The following is a 21,105-nucleotide window of genomic DNA, read 5'->3' on the forward strand; positions in this document are numbered from 1 at the left end:
AATAATGCAAACAGCAATTAAAAAAAATAGTACCTACCTATACCTGGTTTGCTTGGTAGCGGCGCTTGGCGGCTTTCTATTCGGATTTGATACTGCCGTAATATCAGGCACAGTTGGTTTTGTAAAAAATGATTACGGTTTGGATGCTGCCGGCGAAGGCTGGTTTGTGAGCTGCGCTTTGCTGGGTTGTATTGCGGGGGTAGTATTTTCGGGTAAGCTGAGTGACAAGTACGGCCGCAAAATAGTAATGATCATCTCGGCTGTTTTATTCCTGGCTTCGGCCTTGGGTTGTATGTTCGCCGGATCATTCACGGCACTCATTATATTCAGGCTGATAGGCGGTTTGGGTATAGGCGTTGCGTCTATGGTATCGCCGCTTTACATCTCCGAGTTTTCGCCATCGCGCTACCGGGGTACAATGGTATCGTTATATCAACTGGCTTTAACCATAGGTATTGTTGTGGCATATTTTTCAAACGCTTACCTGGTAAGCCACGCTAATGATGTTTACAATGATAGTGCTTTAAATAATATATTTTTCGCACAAGTTTGGCGAGCAATGTTGGGGTTGGGCGCGCTACCGGCAGCCATATTTCTGTTTTCACTGTTCGTAGTGCCGGAGTCGCCGCGTTGGTTATTGTTGAAAGGCAATCAGGCAAGGGCAAGCGAAATCCTCATAAAAATTGATGGTTCAGAAGCGGCGGAGCGAGAGATAAAGGCAATTAAAGAACAAGGCACCGAAGATCAAACATCCTTACGCGAGTTATTTAAACCGGTTTATCGTAAAGCGTTGCTTATTGGCTTGTTGCTGCCATTTCTATCGCAGGTGTGCGGAATAAACGCGGTTATTTATTATGGGCCCCGCATACTGGAACAGGCAGGTTTTACCTTAAACAACGCACTTGGCGGGCAGGTTACCATCGGCCTGGTAAATGTGGTATTCACTTTTGTAGCTATTTTCACTATTGATAAATGGGGCCGCAAGCCGCTGTTATTTGCCGGGATAGGCGGAGCGGTTGCTGCCTTATTAGTAATAGGTGTATTGTTCTTCCTCAATATTACATCCGGCCCGTGGATATTGATTTTTATACTGGTGTTTATAGCCTGTTTTGCTTTTTCATTCGGGCCGGTATGCTGGGTCATCGTAGGTGAAATATTCCCGAACGGGGTACGCGGTGTCGCCATGTCATTAGCCACCTTATCACTATGGATAGGTAATTTCCTGGTGGGGCAATTAACGCCCGCTATGCTCGAACACTTAGGCTCGTCATGGACCTTTTGGTTATTCGCAATTTGCTGTTCGCCGGCACTTTGGCTAACCTGGAAACTCATTCCCGAAACAAAAGGCCGTTCGCTTGAAGATATTGAGCAACATTGGAAGTTAACTCAATCTCAAAATTAAAATTATCATTACATCAACCCACAACTAATGAAAACCAAAATACGTGCAAGTGTAATTGTTTGTTTGTTAGCGCTGATGAGCTGCAGTACCCGCCGCGAAAGCGTTTTAAAATATGTAGATCCAAATATAGGTACCGCGCATAGCCGCTGGTTTTTTTATACGCCTGCTGCGGTTCCTTATGGTATGGCCAAACTGGCGCCATCAACAAACGGGCATTATGGCAATCCATCGGGATGGGAAGCCGTGGGTTACGACACCCGGCAAAATTCCATTGAAGGTTTTGTGCATTTTCACGAGTGGCAGGTAGGGGGTATCAGCTACATGCCCACTACAGGCAAGTTAATCACCGTGCCCGGAGGCCTTGAACGCGAACAACCCGGCTATCGTTCAGCCTTTAATCGCAAAAACCAGATTGCCCAGCCGGGATACTACAAGGTGCTATTGGATGATTATCAGGTTACGGCAGAGCTGACTGCTACAAAAAGGGTGGGCTTTCAACGTTATACCTTCCCGCAGAATAATCAGTCGCACATTATACTTGATATTGGTAATAGGCAGGGAGAGAGCGATATAGTGACCAAGGCCTCTATCAAAATGACGGATGAAACCCATTTTGAAGGATTTGTTTACACCTATCCCAAGTATGTAAAAATATACGACCCGGAAGGCACGGTGAATATGTATATATATGGAGAACTGAGCAAAAAGCCACAAAGTACAACCGCCTTTAACAGCGAAAAAGTACATGATAACAAGCGCGAAGCAACCGGCGCAGGCGCAGGTTTGGTACTTAACTACAGTACCACGAAAGGCGAAACCATTGAAGTAAAAACAGGCTTATCGTACACTTCAATTGCCAACGCTAAACAAAATTTTACGGCCGAAGCTAAAAATCTATCATTTGATGAGGCCAGGAAAACAGCCCAGCAAATATGGGAGCAGGAGTTGGAGAAAATTTATGTTGAGGATGCCGATACCATCAATAAAAAGAAGTTTTACACCGGGCTCTTTCATGCGCTGCTGGGCAGGGGTATAGCCAGTGATGTTAATGGCGATTACCCCAAACACGGTGGCAAAACAGGCAGCTTACCGGCACAAAATAATAAAGACCTAAAAGCTGAATTTATAAATACTGATGCCATTTGGGGCGGGTTTTGGAATATAACTCAACTATGGTCACTCTCATACCCAGAATGGTACGGCAGCTTTGTGAATACTCAACTACAGCTTTATAAAGACCGGGGCTGGTTTGGAGATGGTATTGCCAATAGTGAGTTTGTATCGGGCGTGGGTACCAATTATGTCGGGTTAGCTGTGGTTGGCGCTTACAATACGGGCATCCGTAATTATGATGTAAAGCTCGCGTACGAGGCTGTGCGTGCTAACGAGTTGGCATATAAAGGCCGTCCGCTTGGAGCAGGAAAACTGGACACCAAAGCATTTGTAGACTATGGCTATGTGCCATTTTTTGACCAAACCGGGCGCGATTTTGTGACAGACTCAACCGGATCAAACTTTGCCGGATCGCACACGCTTGAGTATAGTTACAGCGCCTTTGCTGCCGCGCAAATGGCCAAGGCGATGGGTAAACAGGCTGATTACCAGCAGTTCATCAAGTTGTCCAACGGATGGAAACAAATTTTCAATCCAACCAGTAAACTTATGCAGCCTAAACGTGCTAACGGCAAGTTTATCGACAAGTTTGATCCCTACCAACCGTGGCGCGGTTTTCAGGAAGGAAATGCGGTGCAGTATACCTTTTATGTTCCGCATAACCCGGCAGGTTTGATAGCGGCAATCGGTAAAGACAATTTTAATAATCGGCTGGACAGTATTTTCACGGTATCAGAAAAGCAAGGCTTTGGCGGTGGTAAAACCATCGATGCCTTTGCTGGTATAAATTCAATTTACAATCATGGCAATCAGCCCAACCTGCATATCAGCTGGCTGTTCAATTTCTCGGGCAAGCCATGGTTAACACAAAAATGGACGCGGCTTATTGGTAATGATTTTTATGGCCATGAGGAAATACATGGCTATGGTTACGGGCAGGATGAAGATCAGGGTCAGCTTGGCTCGTGGTATGTGCTTAACAGCCTGGGCTTGTTTGATGTTAAGGGCTTTACAGATTCAAAACCCATCATACAATTCGGTAGTCCTTTATTTGCTTTAGCTGATGTTAAGTTAGGCAATGGTAAAATGTTAACTATAAAAACGATCAATAACTCCGCCGCGAACATGTACATCCAGTCAGCCGAGTTTAACGGTAAGCCGCTTGATAATTGCTGGAAATATTTTGATGAACTGATAAAAGGCGGCGAGCTGAAGTTTGTAATGGGGCCGGAGCCTAACACAACCTGGGGCGTAAAAACGCCTCCGCCATCAGATCAATGATCCTTTTGCGAAGATTACTGATCGGGTGTGTCTTTATTAGGTTCGTTGTCGATGCCGGTTTGTTCGGCCATCATTCCTTTTTCAAGGGAGTGAATAAACTGGTCAAGGTTATCATCCTTTTCCAGCTTAAGCTTTTGTTTAAGCCGGTAACGCGCCATTCGGATGCTCTTGGGTTCAACTCCGAGTCGGCCGGCAATCTCTTTTGTATCGAGCCCCATTAAGATATAGGCGCAATATTTCAGGTCGAGCCGTGTAAGTGAATTAGCCGCGCGCTCCTGTAAAGTGCTAAAAAAACCGGGGTGAATGAGGTTAAGCGCCTGTTGTTCGCTCATGTTTTTGTCCATGCGCAAATTTTGATCAATCATACGGCTGATCTGACGGGTGACTTTCGGGTCAGCATCGCGCGATTTCTCTTTTAGCGAACTAAGTATAGCGTTCTTTTCCTCCAGTTTAAGCGTCCCGGCCAGCAGCTCTTTTTCCAGCCAATCGGTGCGGTCTTGCAACAATTCCTGCTGTGCCTGTAGTTTGGCGCCTTCTTCTTCCTTCAATGATATTTGTAGCTCTGCTTCCTGCTTTTCCAATTCAAGCCGGTCAGCCTCGGCTTTTTGCAGGCGTATCAATAATTCAGCTTCCTGTGTTTTTTGTTCGGACAGTTGCTTTTGTTTTTGCGCGGCTTTTAGCTTATAGTGATAGGAGCTGAGCAACAAACCCAGCAATACAACACTTACCGTACCTATTGCTATGTAAAGCCAGTTTAAGCGGGAGTTATAATCAGCCCGTTCCCGCAGTCTCAGTATTTCCGTGGCCTGCTGCTGGGCATGGTATTGTTCTTCCAGCCGTTGCACTATGGCGAGTTTTTGGCCATCAAATACCTTTTTATAGTAGTCGAGATATTGCTTGTAATAAGCCAGCGCTTTTTTACTGTCCCCGCTTTTTTCGGCTAAGGTAGCCAGGCCAAGCACCATTCTTGAGCGTGTGATATCCGCAGCAGACGATGCGGTTGACAGTTCGGTCAATCCGGTCAACAAATACTGCTCCGCCTTTTTAAAATCTTTCGCTCTCAATGCATATTCACTCAGCATACCATAGCAATTAGCAATTACCTCGTGCCCGTTGGTGCGGCGCGCTATATCCAATGCAATGTTTATAAAGTGCTGGGCACTGTCTCTGTAGGTAACCGGGTAATATTTAAAATAACTGTTGGCAATGTTCAATGCTGTGGCCGAGGCGTTGCTTTGGATAAATATCCGATCGCGGCTGTGCAGGTAATAATCCATCGACCGGTGATAGTAGGCCATTGACGAATCAAGCAAGCTGTGCTTTGTAGTATCCCGCTCAAAAGCAGAGAAAAAACTATGCCCAACCGTCATATAACCGATCTGCATGTCGTCGCCCAGGGTACTTTTACGGGCGTTTTGCAAGCTTAGTATAGCGTATTTATGTTGTTTAAGGGTGTCGCTGCCATAAGCATAAATGCTGGCTATGTAATGATTGATTAATGAACGATAGCTGTAAGCCCGCTTTTCCGGCACACTTTGAATAAATAGATCTGCTTTAAGCAATTCAGCTATCGCCTTTTGATTATCGCCTTTCACCAATTCAAGCCAGCCTTTGCGTAGCCATGCGTAAGCCTTGAAGGTTTTGTCGTTACTGTTTTGTGCACATTTCAGGGCGCTATCAATGTAGGCAGTAGCTTTTGTCTCCTGTTCCTTACGCATTAGTATGTGCCCGGCAGTGGCGTAACAAAAGCTTTTATGTCCCGCATCATCATATTTTTTCGCTTCTGATAAAGCTTTTAACGCAGTAGCAAGTGCTTTATCCGGATCACTCTCATTCATCGCGCGGGCCAACTCAGCCATGATAACTGGCTTATCCTCGCCCTTTGCTTTATTAATCGCATTCTCTAACGAATCAATAATCAGTTTTTGCGCATCGGCTTCATTGCTTAGAAAGGAAGTAAACAGGCAGGTTATAATAATTAGTATCTTCTTTAACTGCATCGGCTTAAGGTAATTAAGCTATTAAATGCAATTGATAATAAGCGCAATTGCACAATAGCAATATTGTAACATAGCAAGTTATGAAATTGTTGTAGACGATTTGTAGACATCGTAGACGCGGCTTGTAGACGACTTGTAGCCGCCCATTATTTGGATGCCGCTTTTACAAGCTCATACCTTTGTGTCAACATCATTCATTAATAACCTTTAAAAACAAAAAGCTATGTCAAACAAAACAAAAGCCATTGTGGCCTACATCACCATCATCGGATGGATCATCGCTTACTTAGATTACAAAAAAAGCACAGACAAAAGTCCATTGGTTAATTACCACTTGGGGCAATCACTTGGTCTGATCATTCTTTCATTTGTGCTTGGTATCGTTGTTACCATATTGGTATCCATCGTGCCGTCACTTTATTTTCTGTCGATGATCGTTAGTCTGGTATCACTCGTGTTGTTGCTATTAGGCATCATAACCGCTAATAACGAAACCATTAAACCATTACCGATAGTAGGTAAGCTGTTTGAAGGTAAATTCAACTTTGCCTCCTAAACCCGTCATGCGGAAAGGCGGGGAGCGTGTAGCTTCCCGCTTTCTGTTTAACCCGATTGTTCACCTAATAAGCAGGCCATGAACATCCGTAAAATAATAGCACATGTTGGCATTTACTTAATGGTGCAAATATCACTATTGAGTTGCGTGCAGCGGAACGATCCTGATGAAGATACATTCAAATTGCCTGACGTGCCTCTGATTTTCGCGCTTGACAGTAATTACTTAAATCCAGATTCGACCGACGTGGTAACCAGGCTTGATAGCGCTGGCCCGCGGCTAAGTATAAAAATACATACGCTTACAAAAGCCGATTATGATTCGCTGCATGTAGATACCATGCGCTTTAAGCACAAAAACTACTACAGCGATTGGGACGGACAAAAACGTGGATATTACTGGCTCATACAAGGGCTCACTTTTTCGCCGGCTACAAACCGCGACAAGGACGGCAGGGAAACAGAAGTGTATGATCGCATCGATGAGAATTTTATGCTTCAACCTGTAAAGCAGCCCGCAAAGGGAGAGCAGTATCCTACTGTTAATTACGATGTAATGGACGAGTATTGGTCATCATTAAGAGCCGATGCCGTAGGCGTTACCAGTGTAAAAGAGAACGAATTAATTGTGATGGCTCATCCTATACGAAAAAAGCTTCGCGGGCCCGACTATCATTATAAACTCCTGTCATCAAAAGATAGTGTAGCGGTACCTGCCTATTACGATAAGGTTGACTCGGGTAAACTCATCTGCCTGCAGGTACAAATCAAGGAATTGAAAAAATAATCTTAAGAGACTATGCTATTGGGCGCAGATAATAGTTCCAACAAAATACGCCAAAACAGCGAGGGTGAGCTTATTTGCCAATTAATAAACGCGGCATGTTTTGCTGACGCTTATTTGCTGTTGCAAGCAGAACCACCTGATTGGCCGGCAACCCAATATAACCTGGCACTGTGCTACTACTCGGCCGCACATTACCATGAGGCGTTAGCATGTGTTGAAAAAGCAAGGATGCTGTTGCCGGTGTTTCAATCCAAACTAAACCGGGATAATGATAGTTTTTATAAAACCATGCGCGGTAAGCAAAATCAACTTGACGATTATAAGCAAGCGCTCAACGCAAAGCGTATAGAGTTGTTGCCCGTTCAGGTTGCTGACGCCATTGTGCGGCTAAAAACTGATTGCTGGCTGCAACTGAAGGATTATGCGCGGGTAATTGAAGCAGCAACCCCCATGGCATACAAAAACTACCTTAATATAACCGAGGCTTTAAATGTAGCCCGAAATAATAGCTAACCTATGAACAACGAATTTAATAAAATAAGAGACACATACCACCGCAATATGTTCGCACAGCCTGCAGAACGTACGGATGTTACGGCCTTATACCGCGAGCTTGCCGACCTAAATATTACCGGCGATGGCGAAGAAGGCCTTTACCATTTGGCGGCACGTTTTACTGATACCGATGCTATACGATTGTTAAATGATGCCGGTATTAAACCTCGTCCGGCTAAGTATGGTGATACGCCTTTACATGCATTAGCCACAACAAAGTTTGATTTAAGCAGCGCGGACTTAGCGGAAAAAGCCACACGTGTATACAATACTACTGCCCTGCTGCTCGAAATAGGTGTTAACGCCAAGAAAAAGAATGACTCGGGCAAGCTTGGTTATTTTGATGCCGGCCTGGTTTACCTGTACCCAATGCTTGACGCATTGGGAGATGCCGGAATTAAGATGGACGTTACAGATAGCGAGGGTAAAAACCTGCTGCATTTAATATGCGAAAAATTGGTTCACCGAAAAACTATACCCGGTGCCATTAAAGCGGCGGCTAAAACAGTACAGGTATTGGTTGAAAAAGGCGGCATTGATTTAGAAGATAAGGATGTTTACGGCACAACGCCTTTAACTTATGCACAACGGAGTGGTGTAAAAGAGGTAGCGGCAATAATATCTGGCGATGAAGAAGCCAATACTACCGGCGGAATGACGCTGCATGAGGCTGTATTGAACCGCGATGTTGAAGCTGTTGATGCTCTGATCAAAAACGGCGCGGATTTGAATGAACTGTCTGACCAATATCGCAGTACCCCATTAATGCTGGCTTGTGAGTATCCATCTTTGCCGATGGTGCAATTATTGGTAAAAGCCGGTGCCGATGTAAATTACAGTACAGGCAACGGGCAGACCGCCGTGATGCAACTGATTACCAAATCGGTAAGTAACATGGGTAGGGGCATGAGTCAGGATACAAGGGATATTGTGAAGATGCTGCGTGTGTTGATAGATGGTGGCCTTGATTTGGATGCAGCGGTGAACAATGAGGGCGACACCGCGTTAAACATGGTATGCCAGGCCGGTTATATGGCCGATTTAAATACCGCTTTAGCCGAAGAATTGATTGACGCTGGTTGCGATATTAATAAACCTAACACCTATGGCAAAACGCCGCTAATGAGCTTTGCGCAACGTGGCAACGAAATTAAATACGGCATAGCCGAACTTTTGCTGGATAATAATGCGGATACAGGTTATACTGATAAAACGGGTAACACGGCACTTACGTACGCTGCATCTAACAGCGACCATATGTCGGCAAAAAAGATCGTGTCGTTATTGCTTGATGCGGGAGTTGATAATATAGAAAAGGTTAACAATGCCGGCCAAACCGCTATGGATATTGCCGTGCAAAATAATAACGAAGCGGTAGTGAAATTACTGCTGGTTTAAGCATACAGAACTATGGATAACATGTTTTTGAACGCATGTAAAAATGCGCAGAAAGGAATAGTACAGGCCTTTTTAAAAAAGGGCGGAATAAATATAGATAAGCGCGATGCTACAGGCAACACGCCGCTTTATTACGTGGCCGCGAAAGGCGCCAAGGATATTGTTAAAATGCTGATTGATGCGGGCGCTGATGTAAACCTTGCCAACAACACCAGCGAAACACCCTTGCATTGTGCCGCACGTATTGGCAGCAAGGATATCATTAAGCAATTAACTGATGCCGGTGCCGACGTAAACGCGGCTAACAATTACGGGCAAACGCCGGTGTTTTATGCGGTACTGGCCAACAAAACAGAAACCGCGCTCTACCTGATTTCTTTAGGCGCCGATACTGAGGTTAAAGACAATGGCGGGTATAACATCTACGATCATGCAACGGCAAACGGTATGCGCGATCTTGTGACTGCATTATCAACCTCTAATGCCACCCAAAAGGATGATCATGGTAACACGCCACTGCATCAGGCTGTTTATAACAATCAAAGCGAAACAGTCCATGCGCTGTTGCGCACCGGTACCTTAAACCTGAACGAGCTAAACAACAACGGTGTAAGCGCGCTTATACTGGCGGTAGATAACTCCAATATCCATTTAACCGAACTGCTTATAAAAAGTGGTGCTGATGTAAACCTCCACGTGCTCAATGGTAACTCGGCGTTGCATTACGCGGCGGGAATGGGTAATCATCATATAGGCAAGGTATTGCTAAATGCTGGTGCCGATGTTAACTCACGTAACAGCTTTAGCGAAACCCCGCTTATTGTAGCCGCGCAGTGCGGGTTTAATGATTTTACAGCGCTGTTAATTGAGCAAGGCGCCGATGTTAACGCGGTTGACAATAACAGCCGAGGTGCGATGGACTTTGCCAGCGAACGCGGGTATACCGAAATTGTGGAGCAATTGCTTATGGCCGGTGCCGGTAGTTAACAACATCCATTATAATTTACCATAAACAAGAGTGCATATCTAAGGGTATGCGCTTTTTTGCTTATAATCAAAATAAGTAAATTTGTTTATGGATGGATCTATGATACCACGCATGGAGCTGGAAAAGTTTGCGCAGGATGAATACAAGGTGCCGCTGCTTAACCTGGAGCATTATCCGCTTGACTCGAAATACTTCGTTATACAAAACCGGGATAATTACCCGGTTAAGGATTACATATCGCCGCATCGGCGTAAGTTTTACAAGATATTCCACATGACGGCCGGAACGGGTATCCTTACCATCGGCTTGCACCGCTATGAGATGGGCCGGAATGAAATCGCCTTCCTTCATCCCGATGAGATCATGTCGTGGCAAACCACCTCGGCAGAAACAGGCGGGCATTTTTGCCTGATACACCCTGCATACTTTGAACGCGATGCTGACCACGTGCTGCACCTGCTGCGCCAGTACCCGTATTTTAAACCGACGAATTGTGTTATTCAGTTAACCGAAGCGCAATCGGCCAACATTAACAATTATTTTGAGTTGATGCTGAACGAGGATCGGGGCAGCAATGAGGATAAAAAGCAGGCCATTTTGTTGCAGTTACAAATGCTGCTGCTGGAAAGTCAGCGTGCCGGGCGTACACGACCGGAAACTCCGGTAACCGAAGGGTATGGTTATATCTATCGCTTTCTTTCGTTACTGGAATCGGCCTTTATGGTACAGCAGCGTGACAGTATGGTAAAGCTGAAAACCGCCGCCGAATTTGCTGATGAATTGCATGTGCATCCCAACTACCTTAACTCACTTGTAAAAAATCACACGGGCAAAACCCTGCGCGAACATATACAGGACAGGCTGCTATACGAAGCAAAATCGCTACTGTTACAAACCGACTGGGACATCAGCGAGATAAGCGACGGCCTCGGCTTTTCCGGACAGGCGGCATTTACCTCATTTTTCAGGAAGAAGGCTAATTTATCGCCATCAGTGTTTAGGAAAAGTACGCTTTCTCCCGCCAATATTTGAAACTCACAAATATCCCTATGATCTGAATAAGTGCTTGCCGGGCCTTTGTAGCCACCTTTGTATCATACAATTAAATAATCATTGTCATGAAAACACAAAAAGTATGGTTCGTTACAGGAGCTTCAAAAGGTTTAGGTTTAACACTTGTAAAACGTTTGCTAAATGAGGGCTATAAGGTAGCCGCCACATCACGCGATGCTAAGGCGCTAAGCGAAGAAGTAAGCTACGCCGGCCCCGATTTTTTACCCCTGCAAATGGATATTGCCAATAACGATAGCATGGCCAAAGCCATTGCGCAAATTATAGCCACCCTTGGCGGTATTGATGTTGTGGTTAATAACGCGGGCTATGGTCAGTTGGGTACATTGGAAGAACTGACCGATGCCGAGGCTCGTCAGAATTTTGATGTTAACGTGTTCGGCTCGCTGAATGTCGTCCGCAATGTAATGCCTCATTTCCGTGCAAAAAAATCAGGCGCGTTCTTCAACATTTCATCTATCGCGGGCTTTTTGGGCACATTCCCGGGTTGGGGCGTTTACAACGCTACTAAATTTGCTGTAGCTGGTTTTACCGAGGCATTATCGGCAGAGGTAAAATCAATGGGCATTAGTGCTACCATTGTTTATCCGGGATATTTCAAAACCAATTTCCTGCTGCAAGGTTCATTACGCACCGCTGCCAGCCCTATAGCTGATTACAAAGAAGCCCGCGATTTGGAAGTGATACATAACGAGCAGATCATCGGTAACCAGCCCGGAGATCCTGAGAATGCCGCCGCGGCGTTCATCAAAGTAGCCGAGATGAAAGACCGCCCGCTGCATTTGTTTCTTGGTTCTGACTCATTCGGTATGGCGAATTCAAAAATCGAAGCTGTTCAACATGATCTGGCCGCTTTTGAAAGCATCAGCAAATCAACTGATTTTCAAAAGTAATAACAGCCCTGTAAGCAGCGAATAAAATGAGGCGGCGGATTGTTATTCTGTCGCCTCATTTTATGAAATGGCAGGTAACAAAAAGTAAAACCGGCTGCCCTCACCCAAAGCGCTTTCCAAACCGATTCGGCCTTGCTGCACCTCAATAAAATCCTTAGAGATAGCCAGTCCTAAGCCGGAGCCTGACTTGTTTTGCCCATCGGTAGGTACCTGAAAATAACGGTCGAACAGGCGTTTTTGAAATTGCTCGTCAATACCTTTGCCCATATCCTTTACCGAAAATTCAACCCATTGCCCGTGTTTAGTTACCCTGATAATGACCTTTGATTTCTCCGGACTATACCGCAGCGCGTTCGATAAAAAGTTGACCAACACCCAGGCGGTCTTTTCCATATCCACACGTACCTTGGGCAGGTTAGCATCGGTCAGCACTTCAAGAGCTACACCCTTTTGCTCAGCCTGGAATTTTACTGAGTCTATCGCGTAATCTACTATCTGCGCCGGTTCGGCCGGTACAAAGTTGAGTTGAATGTTACCCGTTTCAACCTGCGACAGTTCAAGCAGTTCGCTGGTTATTTTAAGCAGGCGGTTGGTGTCTTCCTCAATATGATGTACCAGTTGGCGCTGCTCCTCATTCACAGGGCCAATGCGCTGATCGTTTAATAATTTAAGGCTTAGCCTGATAGATGATATAGGCGTTTTCAACTCGTGCGATATGGTGGCGATAAAGTTAGTTTTAGCCTCGTCGCGCTCCTTAAACTCGGTGATGTTTTCGAGGATGTATACTTTACCTGCCGGGGTGTTAGCCAGGTTAATGCCGTCGGTTACCGCGGGCTTCATATTCGGTACGCTTATTTTACGGGTTTGCAACTGGAAGTGTGACTCCTTGCCATCCACCACAATTTTAAAAGGTTTGGCTTTTACCTGCTCATTAATGATAGATCGCAGCAGGTCATTTTGCCGGGTAAGTTCGCTGATGAGTTTTCCCTCGGGGCGATCATCCTGTAAACTCAGTATTTTTTTAGCCGCGGTGTTAATGAATAGTATCTCCTGCTTTTCATTCACCCCGATAATGGCATTCTGCATCTGCTCAATAATAGCCTCAATGCGTCGCTTTTCAGAGAGTACTGTGGCCAGGTTACTGTTCTCCCACTCGCGAAGGCGGGTGGCCATATTGTTAAAAGCTTGAGCAACATCAGCAAATTCATCATCCTGCCTAAAATCCAGTCGGGTAGCGTAATTTTTTTTGCTGATCTCGGATATACCTTCCTGTAACTTACGCAGCGGACCCGAAATAAAGCTCGGAAAATTTACGCTGAAACTGAACAGTATCAGAAAGGTAATGGTACCCGCGAAGCCCAGCAAAACGGTTGTTTTTTGTACCGATGCCTGGGCGGCGGCGTGTTTGCGCACAATAGCACGCATGTTTACATCCTCAATATCCATCAGGGTAGCACGGATCTGCCTTTCCGTTGCCTCCAATTGGGTGGCTGTTGTACCGGGAATTGTGATTTTACTAAACGCGGCGGTTAAACGCTCCACCGCTTCCCGTTCGCCGGTTTCAGTAATGTTATTTCGTTCCTTTAATAAGGATTGGCCGAATTTATCTGCCGATGCCTTATTCAGAGGAAGGGATTGCTCATCCAACACACGCCGCATCTCGCGGATGTAGCGCAGGGTTTCATAATTATCTTTTAATATTACCTGCGAGCTTTTTGCTATCTCGTTGATGTAAAATAACGAAAGCGCTCCAAAAAATATCACTACGGCAAATAAAAAGCCGAAGCCCAGCCGCAATTTGGTCTTTATCTTCATGACAGTATAACTAAGTCGGTTTCAGTAGTGGCTATCTTGTTCAACAACTGGTTAAATACGGTGGTACGCCATATCACCTGGAAAAGGCTGAGGTGGGGTTTGCCAATGCAAATGGTGGTAATCTCACGATCCTCGGCTACCTGCATAATGGTTTGGGTGATCTGGTCGCTTTTTATTTTCATCAATTCGGCACCCAGTTGGGTAGCCAGGTTAAAGTTATTGATCAGGTGGCGTTGTTTATCCAGTTTAATACGCTCCATGCTTTCGCCGCTGCTTTGCACATATAAAACTATCCACGGCGAACGGTAGTAGGATGCCAGCCTTGCCGTTTTACGTATCACCACCTTAGCGGTTTCGTGGTTTGATGATATGCAGGCCAAAAAGCGCTCGGGCCGCAGCTTGATCTGCTTGGGTACCTCAATATCAATCTTCCGCTCCAGGTGATGGGCAACCTCCTTCAGCGCCAGCTCCCGCAACTGCAATATCTTATCACTCCTGAAAAAGTTTTGCAGCGCCCGTTCTATCTTGCTTTTATCGTATATTTTACCGGCACGCAGGCGTTCAATCAACTCGTTGGCGGTAAGGTCAATATTTACTATTTCATCAGCCAGTTCCAAAACTTTGTCGGGTATGCGCTCGGTTATGGCAATGCCGGTAATGTCCTCGGCTTCCTCATTCAAACTCTCCAAGTGCTGAATATTTACTGCCGTTATCACGCTGATGCCGGCTTCTAAAATATCCATTACATCCTGCCAGCGCTTGCTGTTTTTGCTGCCCTCAATGTTGCTATGTGCCAGTTCATCTACAATAACCACCTCCGGGTGGCGGTTCAGTATGGCCTGCACGTCCATCTCGTCCAGCTCTTTACCCTTGTAAAAGGTATTACGGCGGGCAATCATCGGCAAGCCATCCAGCAGGGCATGGGTTTCGGCGCGGTTATGCGTTTCAATGTAACCAATTTGTATATCGATGCCGTTTTTTAGCAGCGCATGGGCTTCCTGAAGCATCCGGTAGGTTTTGCCCACACCGGCGCTCATGCCAATGTACACCTTTAGCTTGCCCCGCCTCGAGCGTTTTACCAGCTCGATGAATTCTTTTACCGAATTGTCGCTGTTTTGGTTATTACCGGCCATTACTATAGTTAACTGTTGTAAAAGTAAGCACCGGCAAGCCATTTTTAGCTTACCGGAGCATAAGTATTATGGTATTAAAATGATACCGCGAAGCTGGCCGTTACCAGTGAATTGTAGTTCACCAGTGCATCCTGCCGCGCAAAAATTTTGTCCTGGCTGCTATATACCTTTCCTTCAAGCCTGATAAGCGCGTTGGCTACCGGTGCATAATCAAAGTTCAGCGAGTAGCCGGTGGTTTTAAAGCCGTTTGGTGTGCCGGTGCTTATCAGCATTCCGTTTTTATCCTGGTAATATTCTACCCGCCCCGCAACGGCATATTTACCTGCAAACTGGTAACGTGCTATAGCTACCGGCGATATTACATGATTATAATCGTTACTTCCCTTTGCGGCTTGCTGTGTGCCATAATCAAACCCGGCGGTTATGCCGAATGCATTAGTAAGCTGGAATATGCCATAAAAATTATGGTAAAAGCGGCGTACCCTTACCGAGTCGGCACCTTCGGTACCCAGGTAGTTACTGTAATTCAGCGTGATTTTGTCGGTTGGTTTGTAATAAACCTGCACACCGCCGGCGGGTTTGCCATTGCCGTTTTGCCTGTTTATGCGTTGCCAGCCATTGAGGTATAAACCGGTAAGGGTAAGCTTACCACCGTTGGTGGTGTAGGTGAGTTTAGCGCCCGATTCATAATAAGGTGTATTTTCTGATGATATATTTCGGGTAAGCACCCAGCAATCTTTTGATATGGCACTTTCAAAACCGATGTGCGATAAAAAGATACCGCCATCAATCCACAGGTTAGCCGTTTTTGATAGTTTGATACCGGCATTCGCTTCAAATACATTCTTCAAAACGCCTTGCTCGGCGGCAAGATTGGCATTAGCATAAGTGCCCGCCATCAGGGCTATGTTGGCGCGCATGCTGCCATTATCATAATTCGCCTTAATAAAACCAAGGTTCAGGTTGGCCTCGTTATGGCGATTGTGCGAGTACACAAAACCCGGACGGTTATTATCGGCAGGTTTGTTAAAATCAAACCCGTAGTAAAGTTCTGCATAGCCGCTGATCGTAAGGTTGCTCGACTTTTTAACCGTGTCCTGAGCTTGTGCGGTTGCAACGCTGCCCAATAGACCGGCAGCAATCAATAAATTTTTCATGTACATAAAAAAAAATGGGTGTAAAAAGCCGCAGGGCAGGCAGGCACCTGCCTTGCAGCCGGATTATGTTTGGAGATGTAAGGCCCTTATTTTTTAAGTTGATCTAACGCTACGTTAAGTTTAAGCACATTTACAGTAGCCGGGCCGAATATGTGCTTTTCAGTATGCTGGTTAACCAACCGGGTTACTTGCTCTGCATTTAAACCACGGTTTTGAGCCACACGTTTTATTTGGATAGCGGCACCTTCAGGAGAGATGTCCGGGTCCAGGCCACTGCCTGAAGCGGTTACCATATCAGCAGGAATATCACCTTTTTTAAGGTAAGAGTGATATTTCAGTAGGGTATCCACACGGTCGCTTACCTGTTTCAGGTAGTCGGGGTTGGTTGGGCCTTTGTTTGAGCCTGCCGAACCGGCAGCATTGTAATCAACCGCCGACGGGCGGCCCCAAAAGTATTGAGGCTGATCGAATTTTTGACCTACGTTGGCATAGCCAACCACTTTTCCATTCACGGTAATGGTTTCGCCATTGCCCTTGCCTGCCGAAAATTTACTGACAAAGGCCACCAGCAACGGATATATTACGCAAAGCAATACAGTTAGCACAACGGTTAAGCGTATTGACTGTATGATGTATTTTTTCATCTTGAATGAGATTTGAACTTTTTAGTTTTTTTTAGCTTGATATTAAAAGCCTCCCCCTCGGGGAGGTTTGGAGGGGTGGGGTTTAGATAAACAGCCCGATCACCAGGTCAATCAGTTTAATCCCGATGAACGGTGCAACCACACCACCAAGTCCATAGATGAGCAGGTTGCGGCGCAGCAACGCGCTGGCACCAATCGGCTTATATTCCACACCCTTTAAAGCCAGTGGAATAAGCAGCGGGATAATGATCGCGTTAAAAATTACTGCCGATAGTATCGCGCTCTCCGGGCTGTGCAATTGCATAATATTAATGCTTTGCAATGCAGGTATCGAGGCGATGAATAAGGCCGGAACTATGGCGAAATACTTAGCTACGTCATTAGCTATGGAGAAGGTAGTAAGCGTACCGCGGGTGATCAGCAATTGCTTGCCTATCTCCACAATCTCGATCAGCTTGGTTGGGTCATTATCCAGGTCGACCATGTTACCGGCTTCTTTGGCGGCCTGGGTGCCGCTGTTCATGGCTACGCCAACATCAGCCTGGGCAAGGGCAGGGGCATCGTTTGTACCGTCGCCCATCATGGCTACAAGGCGGCCCTCCTGTTGCTCATGTTTAATGTAGTTCATTTTATCCTCTGGCTTGGCCTCGGCAATAAAATCATCCACACCGGCTTTCTCGGCAATAAATTTTGCCGTAAGCGGATTATCACCGGTTACCATTACCGTTTTAATACCCATTTTACGCAGGCGCTCAAACCGCTCGGCAATGCCGGTTTTAATAATATCCTGCAATTCAATAGTGCCCAGTATGCGGCCGTTTTGAGCGACTACAAGCGGCGTACCACCATTTGATGATACGGTTTTCACTCTTTCTTCAACATCCGCAGGTACCTTGTTGCCTGTGCGCTGTGCCATGTTACGCATGGAGTCAAACGCGCCTTTGCGTATCTCTAAACCATCAGGTGTGTTGATGCCGCTTGAGCGGGTTTCGGCTGTAAACTTGATGAACTCAGAATGCTCCGGCGCTTTAAGCGATATGCTCACTTTGCTTTGCGCCGCCAGTTCGACGATTGATTTACCCTCGGGCGTTTCATCAGCTAATGATGATAGTACAGCCGCTTTAATCAGGTCATCAGGCAATACATCAATGGCCGGCCAAAAGTGTGTAGCCTTACGGTTACCGATGGTGATGGTGCCTGTTTTATCCAGCAGTAATACGTCAATATCACCGGCTGTTTCAACCGCACGGCCCGATTTGGTGATCACGTTAGCACGCAACGCCCTGTCCATACCGGCAATGCCGATAGCTGATAGCAAACCACCAATGGTAGTCGGTATCAAACACACGAACAGCGATATCAGCGCGGCGATGGTGATAGGCGTGTTGGCATAGTTGGCAAAGGGTTTCAGCGTAACGCAAACGATGATAAATATCAGCGTAAAGCTGGCCAGCAAAATAGTAAGCGCTATTTCGTTAGGTGTTTTTTGGCGTGATGCGCCTTCAACCAGCGCGATCATCTTATCCAGAAAACTCTCACCCGGCTCGGTGGTTACGATCGCCTTTATCTTGTCAGACAGTACCTTAGTACCACCGGTAACAGATGATTTATCACCGCCAGCCTCACGGATAACCGGAGCAGACTCACCTGTGATGGCCGATTCGTCAATAGTCGCTAAGCCTTCAACTATCTCACCATCAGTCGGGATGGTGTCGCCCGGTTCGCAAACAAACAGGTCGCCTTTGCGCAGTTCGTTTGATGATTTGGTTGTTATCGAGCCATCTTTAGCTAAAACTTTAGCCGGAGTTTCCTCGCGGGTTTTACGCAGGCTGTCAGCCTGTGCCTTGCCGCGTGCTTCGGCAATGGCCTCGGCAAAGTTGGCAAACAGCAGGGTAAGCAGTAATATAATAAAGATGATAAAGTTGTAGGTGAACGAGCCCTGGTCGGTATGCGTAAAGCTGTAAAAGCTCATGTATGCCATAATCAAAGTGCCCACTTCAACAGTAAACATAACCGGATTGCGCAGCATGGCCTTCGGGTTAAGTTTTATAAAGGATTGTTTGAGGGCGGTTTGCACCAGCGCCGGCTCAAATAATTTATTGGATTGTGATTTCATTTTATCTCCTTTAAATCTCCTCCTAAAGACGAGACTTTAAATATGAATTGAGTTTTGTTTTTAAAAGCTTCCCCATTGGGAGGTTGGTGGGGTTTATTTGATCATCGAAAAGTATTCGGCAATTGGGCCAAGAGCCAGCGCCGGGAAGTACGACAGGGCATTAAGTACCAGTATAACAGCCAAGGTCATCAGGCCAAAGGTTACGGTATCTATTTTAAGTGTGCCGGCCGACTCAGGGATATATTTCTTTTTACCCAGTAAGCCTGCAATAGCCAGCGGGCCAATAATCGGCAAAAACCTGCCCAGGATCAGCACAAAGCCTGTCGCCACGTTCCAGAATATGTTGTTATCGCCCAAGCCCTCAAAGCCTGAACCATTGTTGGCATTGGCTGAGGTAAACTCGTACAGCATTTCTGAAAAGCCGTGGTAGCCGGGGTTGTTCAGCCAGTTGGCCGGTTTAACCGCCCAGTCGGCATCGCCATGATTATTAAATACGTAGGCTGCAATAGCTGTACCCGCCATTATCAGGAAAGGACTTAGCAAGGTAATCAGCGCGGCTATTTTTACTTCGCGTGCTTCAACCTTATGGCCCAAAAACTCAGGCGTACGTCCAACCATCAACCCGGAGATAAATACGGCTATTATCAGGTAGATAAAGTAGTTGAGTATGCCCACACCGCAACCTCCGAAGAAACCGTTGATCATCATGCCCAGCAACTGCCATGCGCCGGTAAGCGGCATGGTACTATCGTGCATACCATTTACTGATCCGGTTGATACGATGGTGGTCAGCGTGCTCCAGTAACCGGTAGCTAAGGGGCCAATGCGCACCTCCTTGCCTTCCATAGCGCCGGTGGCTTGTGTTATACCCATTTTGGTTAAGTTGGGATTGCCACCAAGTTCGCTGCTGATGGTCGGTATCATCAGCATAAACATGCCTGCCGTCATCACACCAAATATTATCCAACCCAATTTTTTACGGCGGATAAAGTAACCGAATGCCAGTATCATCGCCATCGGGATGATCATTTGCGATATGATCTCCGTCATGTTGGTGATGTAACTCGGGTTTTCCAGCGGGTGTGCCGAGTTGGCGCCATACCAGCCGCCACCGTTAGTACCCAGGTGTTTTATGGCGATCATTTGCGCTGCCGGGCCACGTGATACATTTAGAGTATCGCCCTGTAGGGATATAAACTGATCCTTACCCTCATAACTGGCGGTTGTGCCGTTAAAGGCTAAAACAATAGCCACTATAAAGGAAAGGGGTAATAATAAACGGGTGATGGATTTTATAAAAAACTCCCAAAAATTACCCAGGTTGGTAGTGGTTTTATCGCGAAACGCTTTAAATAGGCCAACTGCTGCCGCAATGCCTGTAGCAGCGCTGGTAAACATCAAAAACATTATGATGATCTGTTGGGTAAGGTAAGTTACACCGCTCTCGCCCGAGTAGTGCTGCAAATCGCAGTTTACCACAAAGCTAATGATAGTGTTAAAGGCGAGGTCAGGTGTCATGCCGGGGTTACCGTCGGGGTTAAAGGGGAGCTTGTCCTGAAACATCAGCACAAAAAAGCCATACACCAGCCATAGCAGGTTAATGGTAAGCATGGCCTTTAAAAACTGTTTCCAGTCCATTGGCTCACCGGGCCTGATGCCTGCTAACTTGAATAATCCGTTTTCGAGTGGTTTTAAAAAGTCAGTCCACACACGCTCGCCCGCGAACATTTTAGCCAGGTATTTACCCAGCGGTATCGCTATCAGCAGGGTGATCAAAAAGGAGGCGACAACGCCTAAAATTTCAGAGTTCATTTTTTGTCAGTTAAAATTTTTCGGGTTTCAGCAGCACGTATATCATGTAAATGAATACGGCAATGGAAATGATGAATAATGCGATCATAGTTTTCAGATTTTTTCGAACCAGTCAATTGATTTGTAGAATAGCCACATGCAAACAATCAGGGCTAACACGAGTAAAATGGGCATCATAGCTTTTTATGTTATTTGAAAGGCTATAGCCAAAGCGGATGCCATCGGAGAAGAATTTATATTAATATATTGATTTTCAACATTTTGATTAATTATCGAAAAATTGCCCACAAAAAAACCCTTCCAAAATGGAAGGGTCATTTTCAAAATGAAAGAGTAATAAAGCGTTAATTGAGCTGATAATTCCGCCGGATGATGCCTTTATGCG

Annotated in this window: 17 protein-coding genes; 9 read left to right on the forward strand and 8 right to left on the reverse strand. The window is 45.9% G+C overall.

The window, feature by feature from the left end; translation table 11 throughout:
• Window positions 1-4 precede the first annotated feature (4 nt).
• Window positions 5-1,402, forward strand: coding sequence for a sugar porter family MFS transporter (locus tag LT679_RS00930; RefSeq protein ID WP_232175022.1), 1,398 nt, complete (start codon window positions 5-7; stop codon window positions 1,400-1,402).
• A 27-nt stretch (window positions 1,403-1,429) separates the two neighbouring features.
• Complete coding sequence (locus LT679_RS00935) at window positions 1,430-3,796, forward strand: GH92 family glycosyl hydrolase (RefSeq protein WP_232175023.1); 2,367 nt, start codon at window positions 1,430-1,432, stop codon at window positions 3,794-3,796.
• A gap of 14 nt (window positions 3,797-3,810) precedes the next feature.
• Here LT679_RS00935 and LT679_RS00940 read toward each other — a convergent pair whose 3' ends face one another.
• Window positions 3,811-5,796 (reverse strand): LuxR C-terminal-related transcriptional regulator, encoded by a 1,986-nt coding sequence (locus LT679_RS00940; RefSeq protein WP_232175024.1) that lies wholly within the window; start codon window positions 5,794-5,796, stop codon window positions 3,811-3,813.
• A 223-nt stretch (window positions 5,797-6,019) separates the two neighbouring features.
• On the opposite strand from LT679_RS00940, the gene LT679_RS00945 reads away from it, so the two are divergent.
• The 7 genes from LT679_RS00945 (at window position 6,020) to LT679_RS00975 (ending at window position 12,043) form a co-directional block, all read left to right on the forward strand.
• Window positions 6,020-6,352 carry a DUF4870 domain-containing protein gene (locus LT679_RS00945; protein WP_232175025.1) on the forward strand — a complete coding sequence of 111 codons (333 nt, stop codon included), beginning with the start codon at window positions 6,020-6,022 and terminating at the stop codon, window positions 6,350-6,352.
• Between the two features lie 78 nt (window positions 6,353-6,430).
• Window positions 6,431-7,138 carry a hypothetical protein gene (locus tag LT679_RS00950; RefSeq protein ID WP_232175026.1) on the forward strand — a complete coding sequence of 236 codons (708 nt, stop codon included), beginning with the start codon at window positions 6,431-6,433 and terminating at the stop codon, window positions 7,136-7,138.
• Window positions 7,139-7,150: 12 nt separating this feature from the next.
• Window positions 7,151-7,651, forward strand: a complete 501-nt coding sequence (locus LT679_RS00955) for a hypothetical protein (protein ID WP_232175027.1) — start codon at window positions 7,151-7,153, stop codon at window positions 7,649-7,651.
• A gap of 3 nt (window positions 7,652-7,654) precedes the next feature.
• Window positions 7,655-9,091, forward strand: coding sequence for an ankyrin repeat domain-containing protein (locus LT679_RS00960; protein ID WP_232175028.1), 1,437 nt, complete (start codon window positions 7,655-7,657; stop codon window positions 9,089-9,091).
• 12 nt (window positions 9,092-9,103) lie between these two features.
• Window positions 9,104-10,078, forward strand: a complete 975-nt coding sequence (locus LT679_RS00965) for an ankyrin repeat domain-containing protein (RefSeq protein WP_232175029.1) — start codon at window positions 9,104-9,106, stop codon at window positions 10,076-10,078.
• A gap of 88 nt (window positions 10,079-10,166) precedes the next feature.
• A complete protein-coding gene (locus LT679_RS00970) occupies window positions 10,167-11,111 on the forward strand; it encodes a helix-turn-helix domain-containing protein (protein WP_232175030.1) in 945 nt (314 codons plus the stop codon).
• A gap of 86 nt (window positions 11,112-11,197) precedes the next feature.
• Window positions 11,198-12,043, forward strand: coding sequence for an SDR family NAD(P)-dependent oxidoreductase (locus LT679_RS00975; RefSeq protein ID WP_232175031.1), 846 nt, complete (start codon window positions 11,198-11,200; stop codon window positions 12,041-12,043).
• Between the two features lie 60 nt (window positions 12,044-12,103).
• Here the strand turns inward: LT679_RS00975 and LT679_RS00980 are convergent, their stop codons facing one another.
• From LT679_RS00980 to kdpF, 7 genes are all read right to left on the reverse strand, one after another.
• Entirely contained in the window at window positions 12,104-13,858 is a 1,755-nt protein-coding gene (locus LT679_RS00980) for an ATP-binding protein (RefSeq protein WP_232175032.1), read from the reverse strand.
• A complete protein-coding gene (locus LT679_RS00985; RefSeq protein WP_232175033.1) occupies window positions 13,855-14,991 on the reverse strand; it encodes a sensor protein KdpD in 1,137 nt (378 codons plus the stop codon). The genes LT679_RS00980 and LT679_RS00985 overlap by 4 nt, the downstream gene beginning before the upstream one ends.
• Before the next feature lie 74 nt (window positions 14,992-15,065).
• On the reverse strand, window positions 15,066-16,148 hold the full coding sequence (locus LT679_RS00990) for a porin (protein WP_232175034.1): 1,083 nt from the start codon (window positions 16,146-16,148) through the stop codon (window positions 15,066-15,068).
• A gap of 86 nt (window positions 16,149-16,234) precedes the next feature.
• Entirely contained in the window at window positions 16,235-16,792 is a 558-nt protein-coding gene (locus tag LT679_RS00995; protein ID WP_232175035.1) for a K(+)-transporting ATPase subunit C, read from the reverse strand.
• A gap of 82 nt (window positions 16,793-16,874) precedes the next feature.
• Complete coding sequence (gene kdpB, locus LT679_RS01000; RefSeq protein ID WP_232175036.1) at window positions 16,875-18,908, reverse strand: potassium-transporting ATPase subunit KdpB; 2,034 nt, start codon at window positions 18,906-18,908, stop codon at window positions 16,875-16,877.
• Window positions 18,909-19,001: 93 nt separating this feature from the next.
• Window positions 19,002-20,720 carry a potassium-transporting ATPase subunit KdpA gene (kdpA, locus tag LT679_RS01005; RefSeq protein ID WP_232175037.1) on the reverse strand — a complete coding sequence of 573 codons (1,719 nt, stop codon included), beginning with the start codon at window positions 20,718-20,720 and terminating at the stop codon, window positions 19,002-19,004.
• A 10-nt stretch (window positions 20,721-20,730) separates the two neighbouring features.
• Entirely contained in the window at window positions 20,731-20,808 is a 78-nt protein-coding gene (gene kdpF / locus LT679_RS18720) for a K(+)-transporting ATPase subunit F (RefSeq protein WP_157540818.1), read from the reverse strand.
• Between the last annotated feature and the right edge of the window lie 297 nt (window positions 20,809-21,105).

The organism is Mucilaginibacter roseus (assembly GCF_021215455.1).
In the GTDB taxonomy this organism is placed as follows: Bacteria; Bacteroidota; Bacteroidia; order Sphingobacteriales; family Sphingobacteriaceae; genus Mucilaginibacter; species Mucilaginibacter roseus.

Excerpts from the sequence above, each read along its gene's own strand:
- LT679_RS00930 (WP_232175022.1), top strand. The coding sequence starts at position 5 with ATGCAAACAGCAATTAAAAAAAATAGTACCTACCTATACCTGGTTTGC.
- LT679_RS00935 (WP_232175023.1), top strand. The coding sequence starts at position 1,430 with ATGAAAACCAAAATACGTGCAAGTGTAATTGTTTGTTTGTTAGCGCTG.
- LT679_RS00940 (WP_232175024.1), bottom strand. The coding sequence starts at position 5,796 with ATGCAGTTAAAGAAGATACTAATTATTATAACCTGCCTGTTTACTTCC.
- LT679_RS00945 (WP_232175025.1), top strand. The coding sequence starts at position 6,020 with ATGTCAAACAAAACAAAAGCCATTGTGGCCTACATCACCATCATCGGA.
- LT679_RS00950 (WP_232175026.1), top strand. The coding sequence starts at position 6,431 with ATGAACATCCGTAAAATAATAGCACATGTTGGCATTTACTTAATGGTG.
- LT679_RS00955 (WP_232175027.1), top strand. The coding sequence starts at position 7,151 with ATGCTATTGGGCGCAGATAATAGTTCCAACAAAATACGCCAAAACAGC.
- LT679_RS00960 (WP_232175028.1), top strand. The coding sequence starts at position 7,655 with ATGAACAACGAATTTAATAAAATAAGAGACACATACCACCGCAATATG.
- LT679_RS00965 (WP_232175029.1), top strand. The coding sequence starts at position 9,104 with ATGGATAACATGTTTTTGAACGCATGTAAAAATGCGCAGAAAGGAATA.
- LT679_RS00970 (WP_232175030.1), top strand. The coding sequence starts at position 10,167 with ATGGATGGATCTATGATACCACGCATGGAGCTGGAAAAGTTTGCGCAG.
- LT679_RS00975 (WP_232175031.1), top strand. The coding sequence starts at position 11,198 with ATGAAAACACAAAAAGTATGGTTCGTTACAGGAGCTTCAAAAGGTTTA.
- LT679_RS00980 (WP_232175032.1), bottom strand. The coding sequence starts at position 13,858 with ATGAAGATAAAGACCAAATTGCGGCTGGGCTTCGGCTTTTTATTTGCC.
- LT679_RS00985 (WP_232175033.1), bottom strand. The coding sequence starts at position 14,991 with ATGGCCGGTAATAACCAAAACAGCGACAATTCGGTAAAAGAATTCATC.
- LT679_RS00990 (WP_232175034.1), bottom strand. The coding sequence starts at position 16,148 with ATGAAAAATTTATTGATTGCTGCCGGTCTATTGGGCAGCGTTGCAACC.
- LT679_RS00995 (WP_232175035.1), bottom strand. The coding sequence starts at position 16,792 with ATGAAAAAATACATCATACAGTCAATACGCTTAACCGTTGTGCTAACT.
- kdpB (WP_232175036.1), bottom strand. The coding sequence starts at position 18,908 with ATGAAATCACAATCCAATAAATTATTTGAGCCGGCGCTGGTGCAAACC.
- kdpA (WP_232175037.1), bottom strand. The coding sequence starts at position 20,720 with ATGAACTCTGAAATTTTAGGCGTTGTCGCCTCCTTTTTGATCACCCTG.
- kdpF (WP_157540818.1), bottom strand. The coding sequence starts at position 20,808 with ATGATCGCATTATTCATCATTTCCATTGCCGTATTCATTTACATGATA.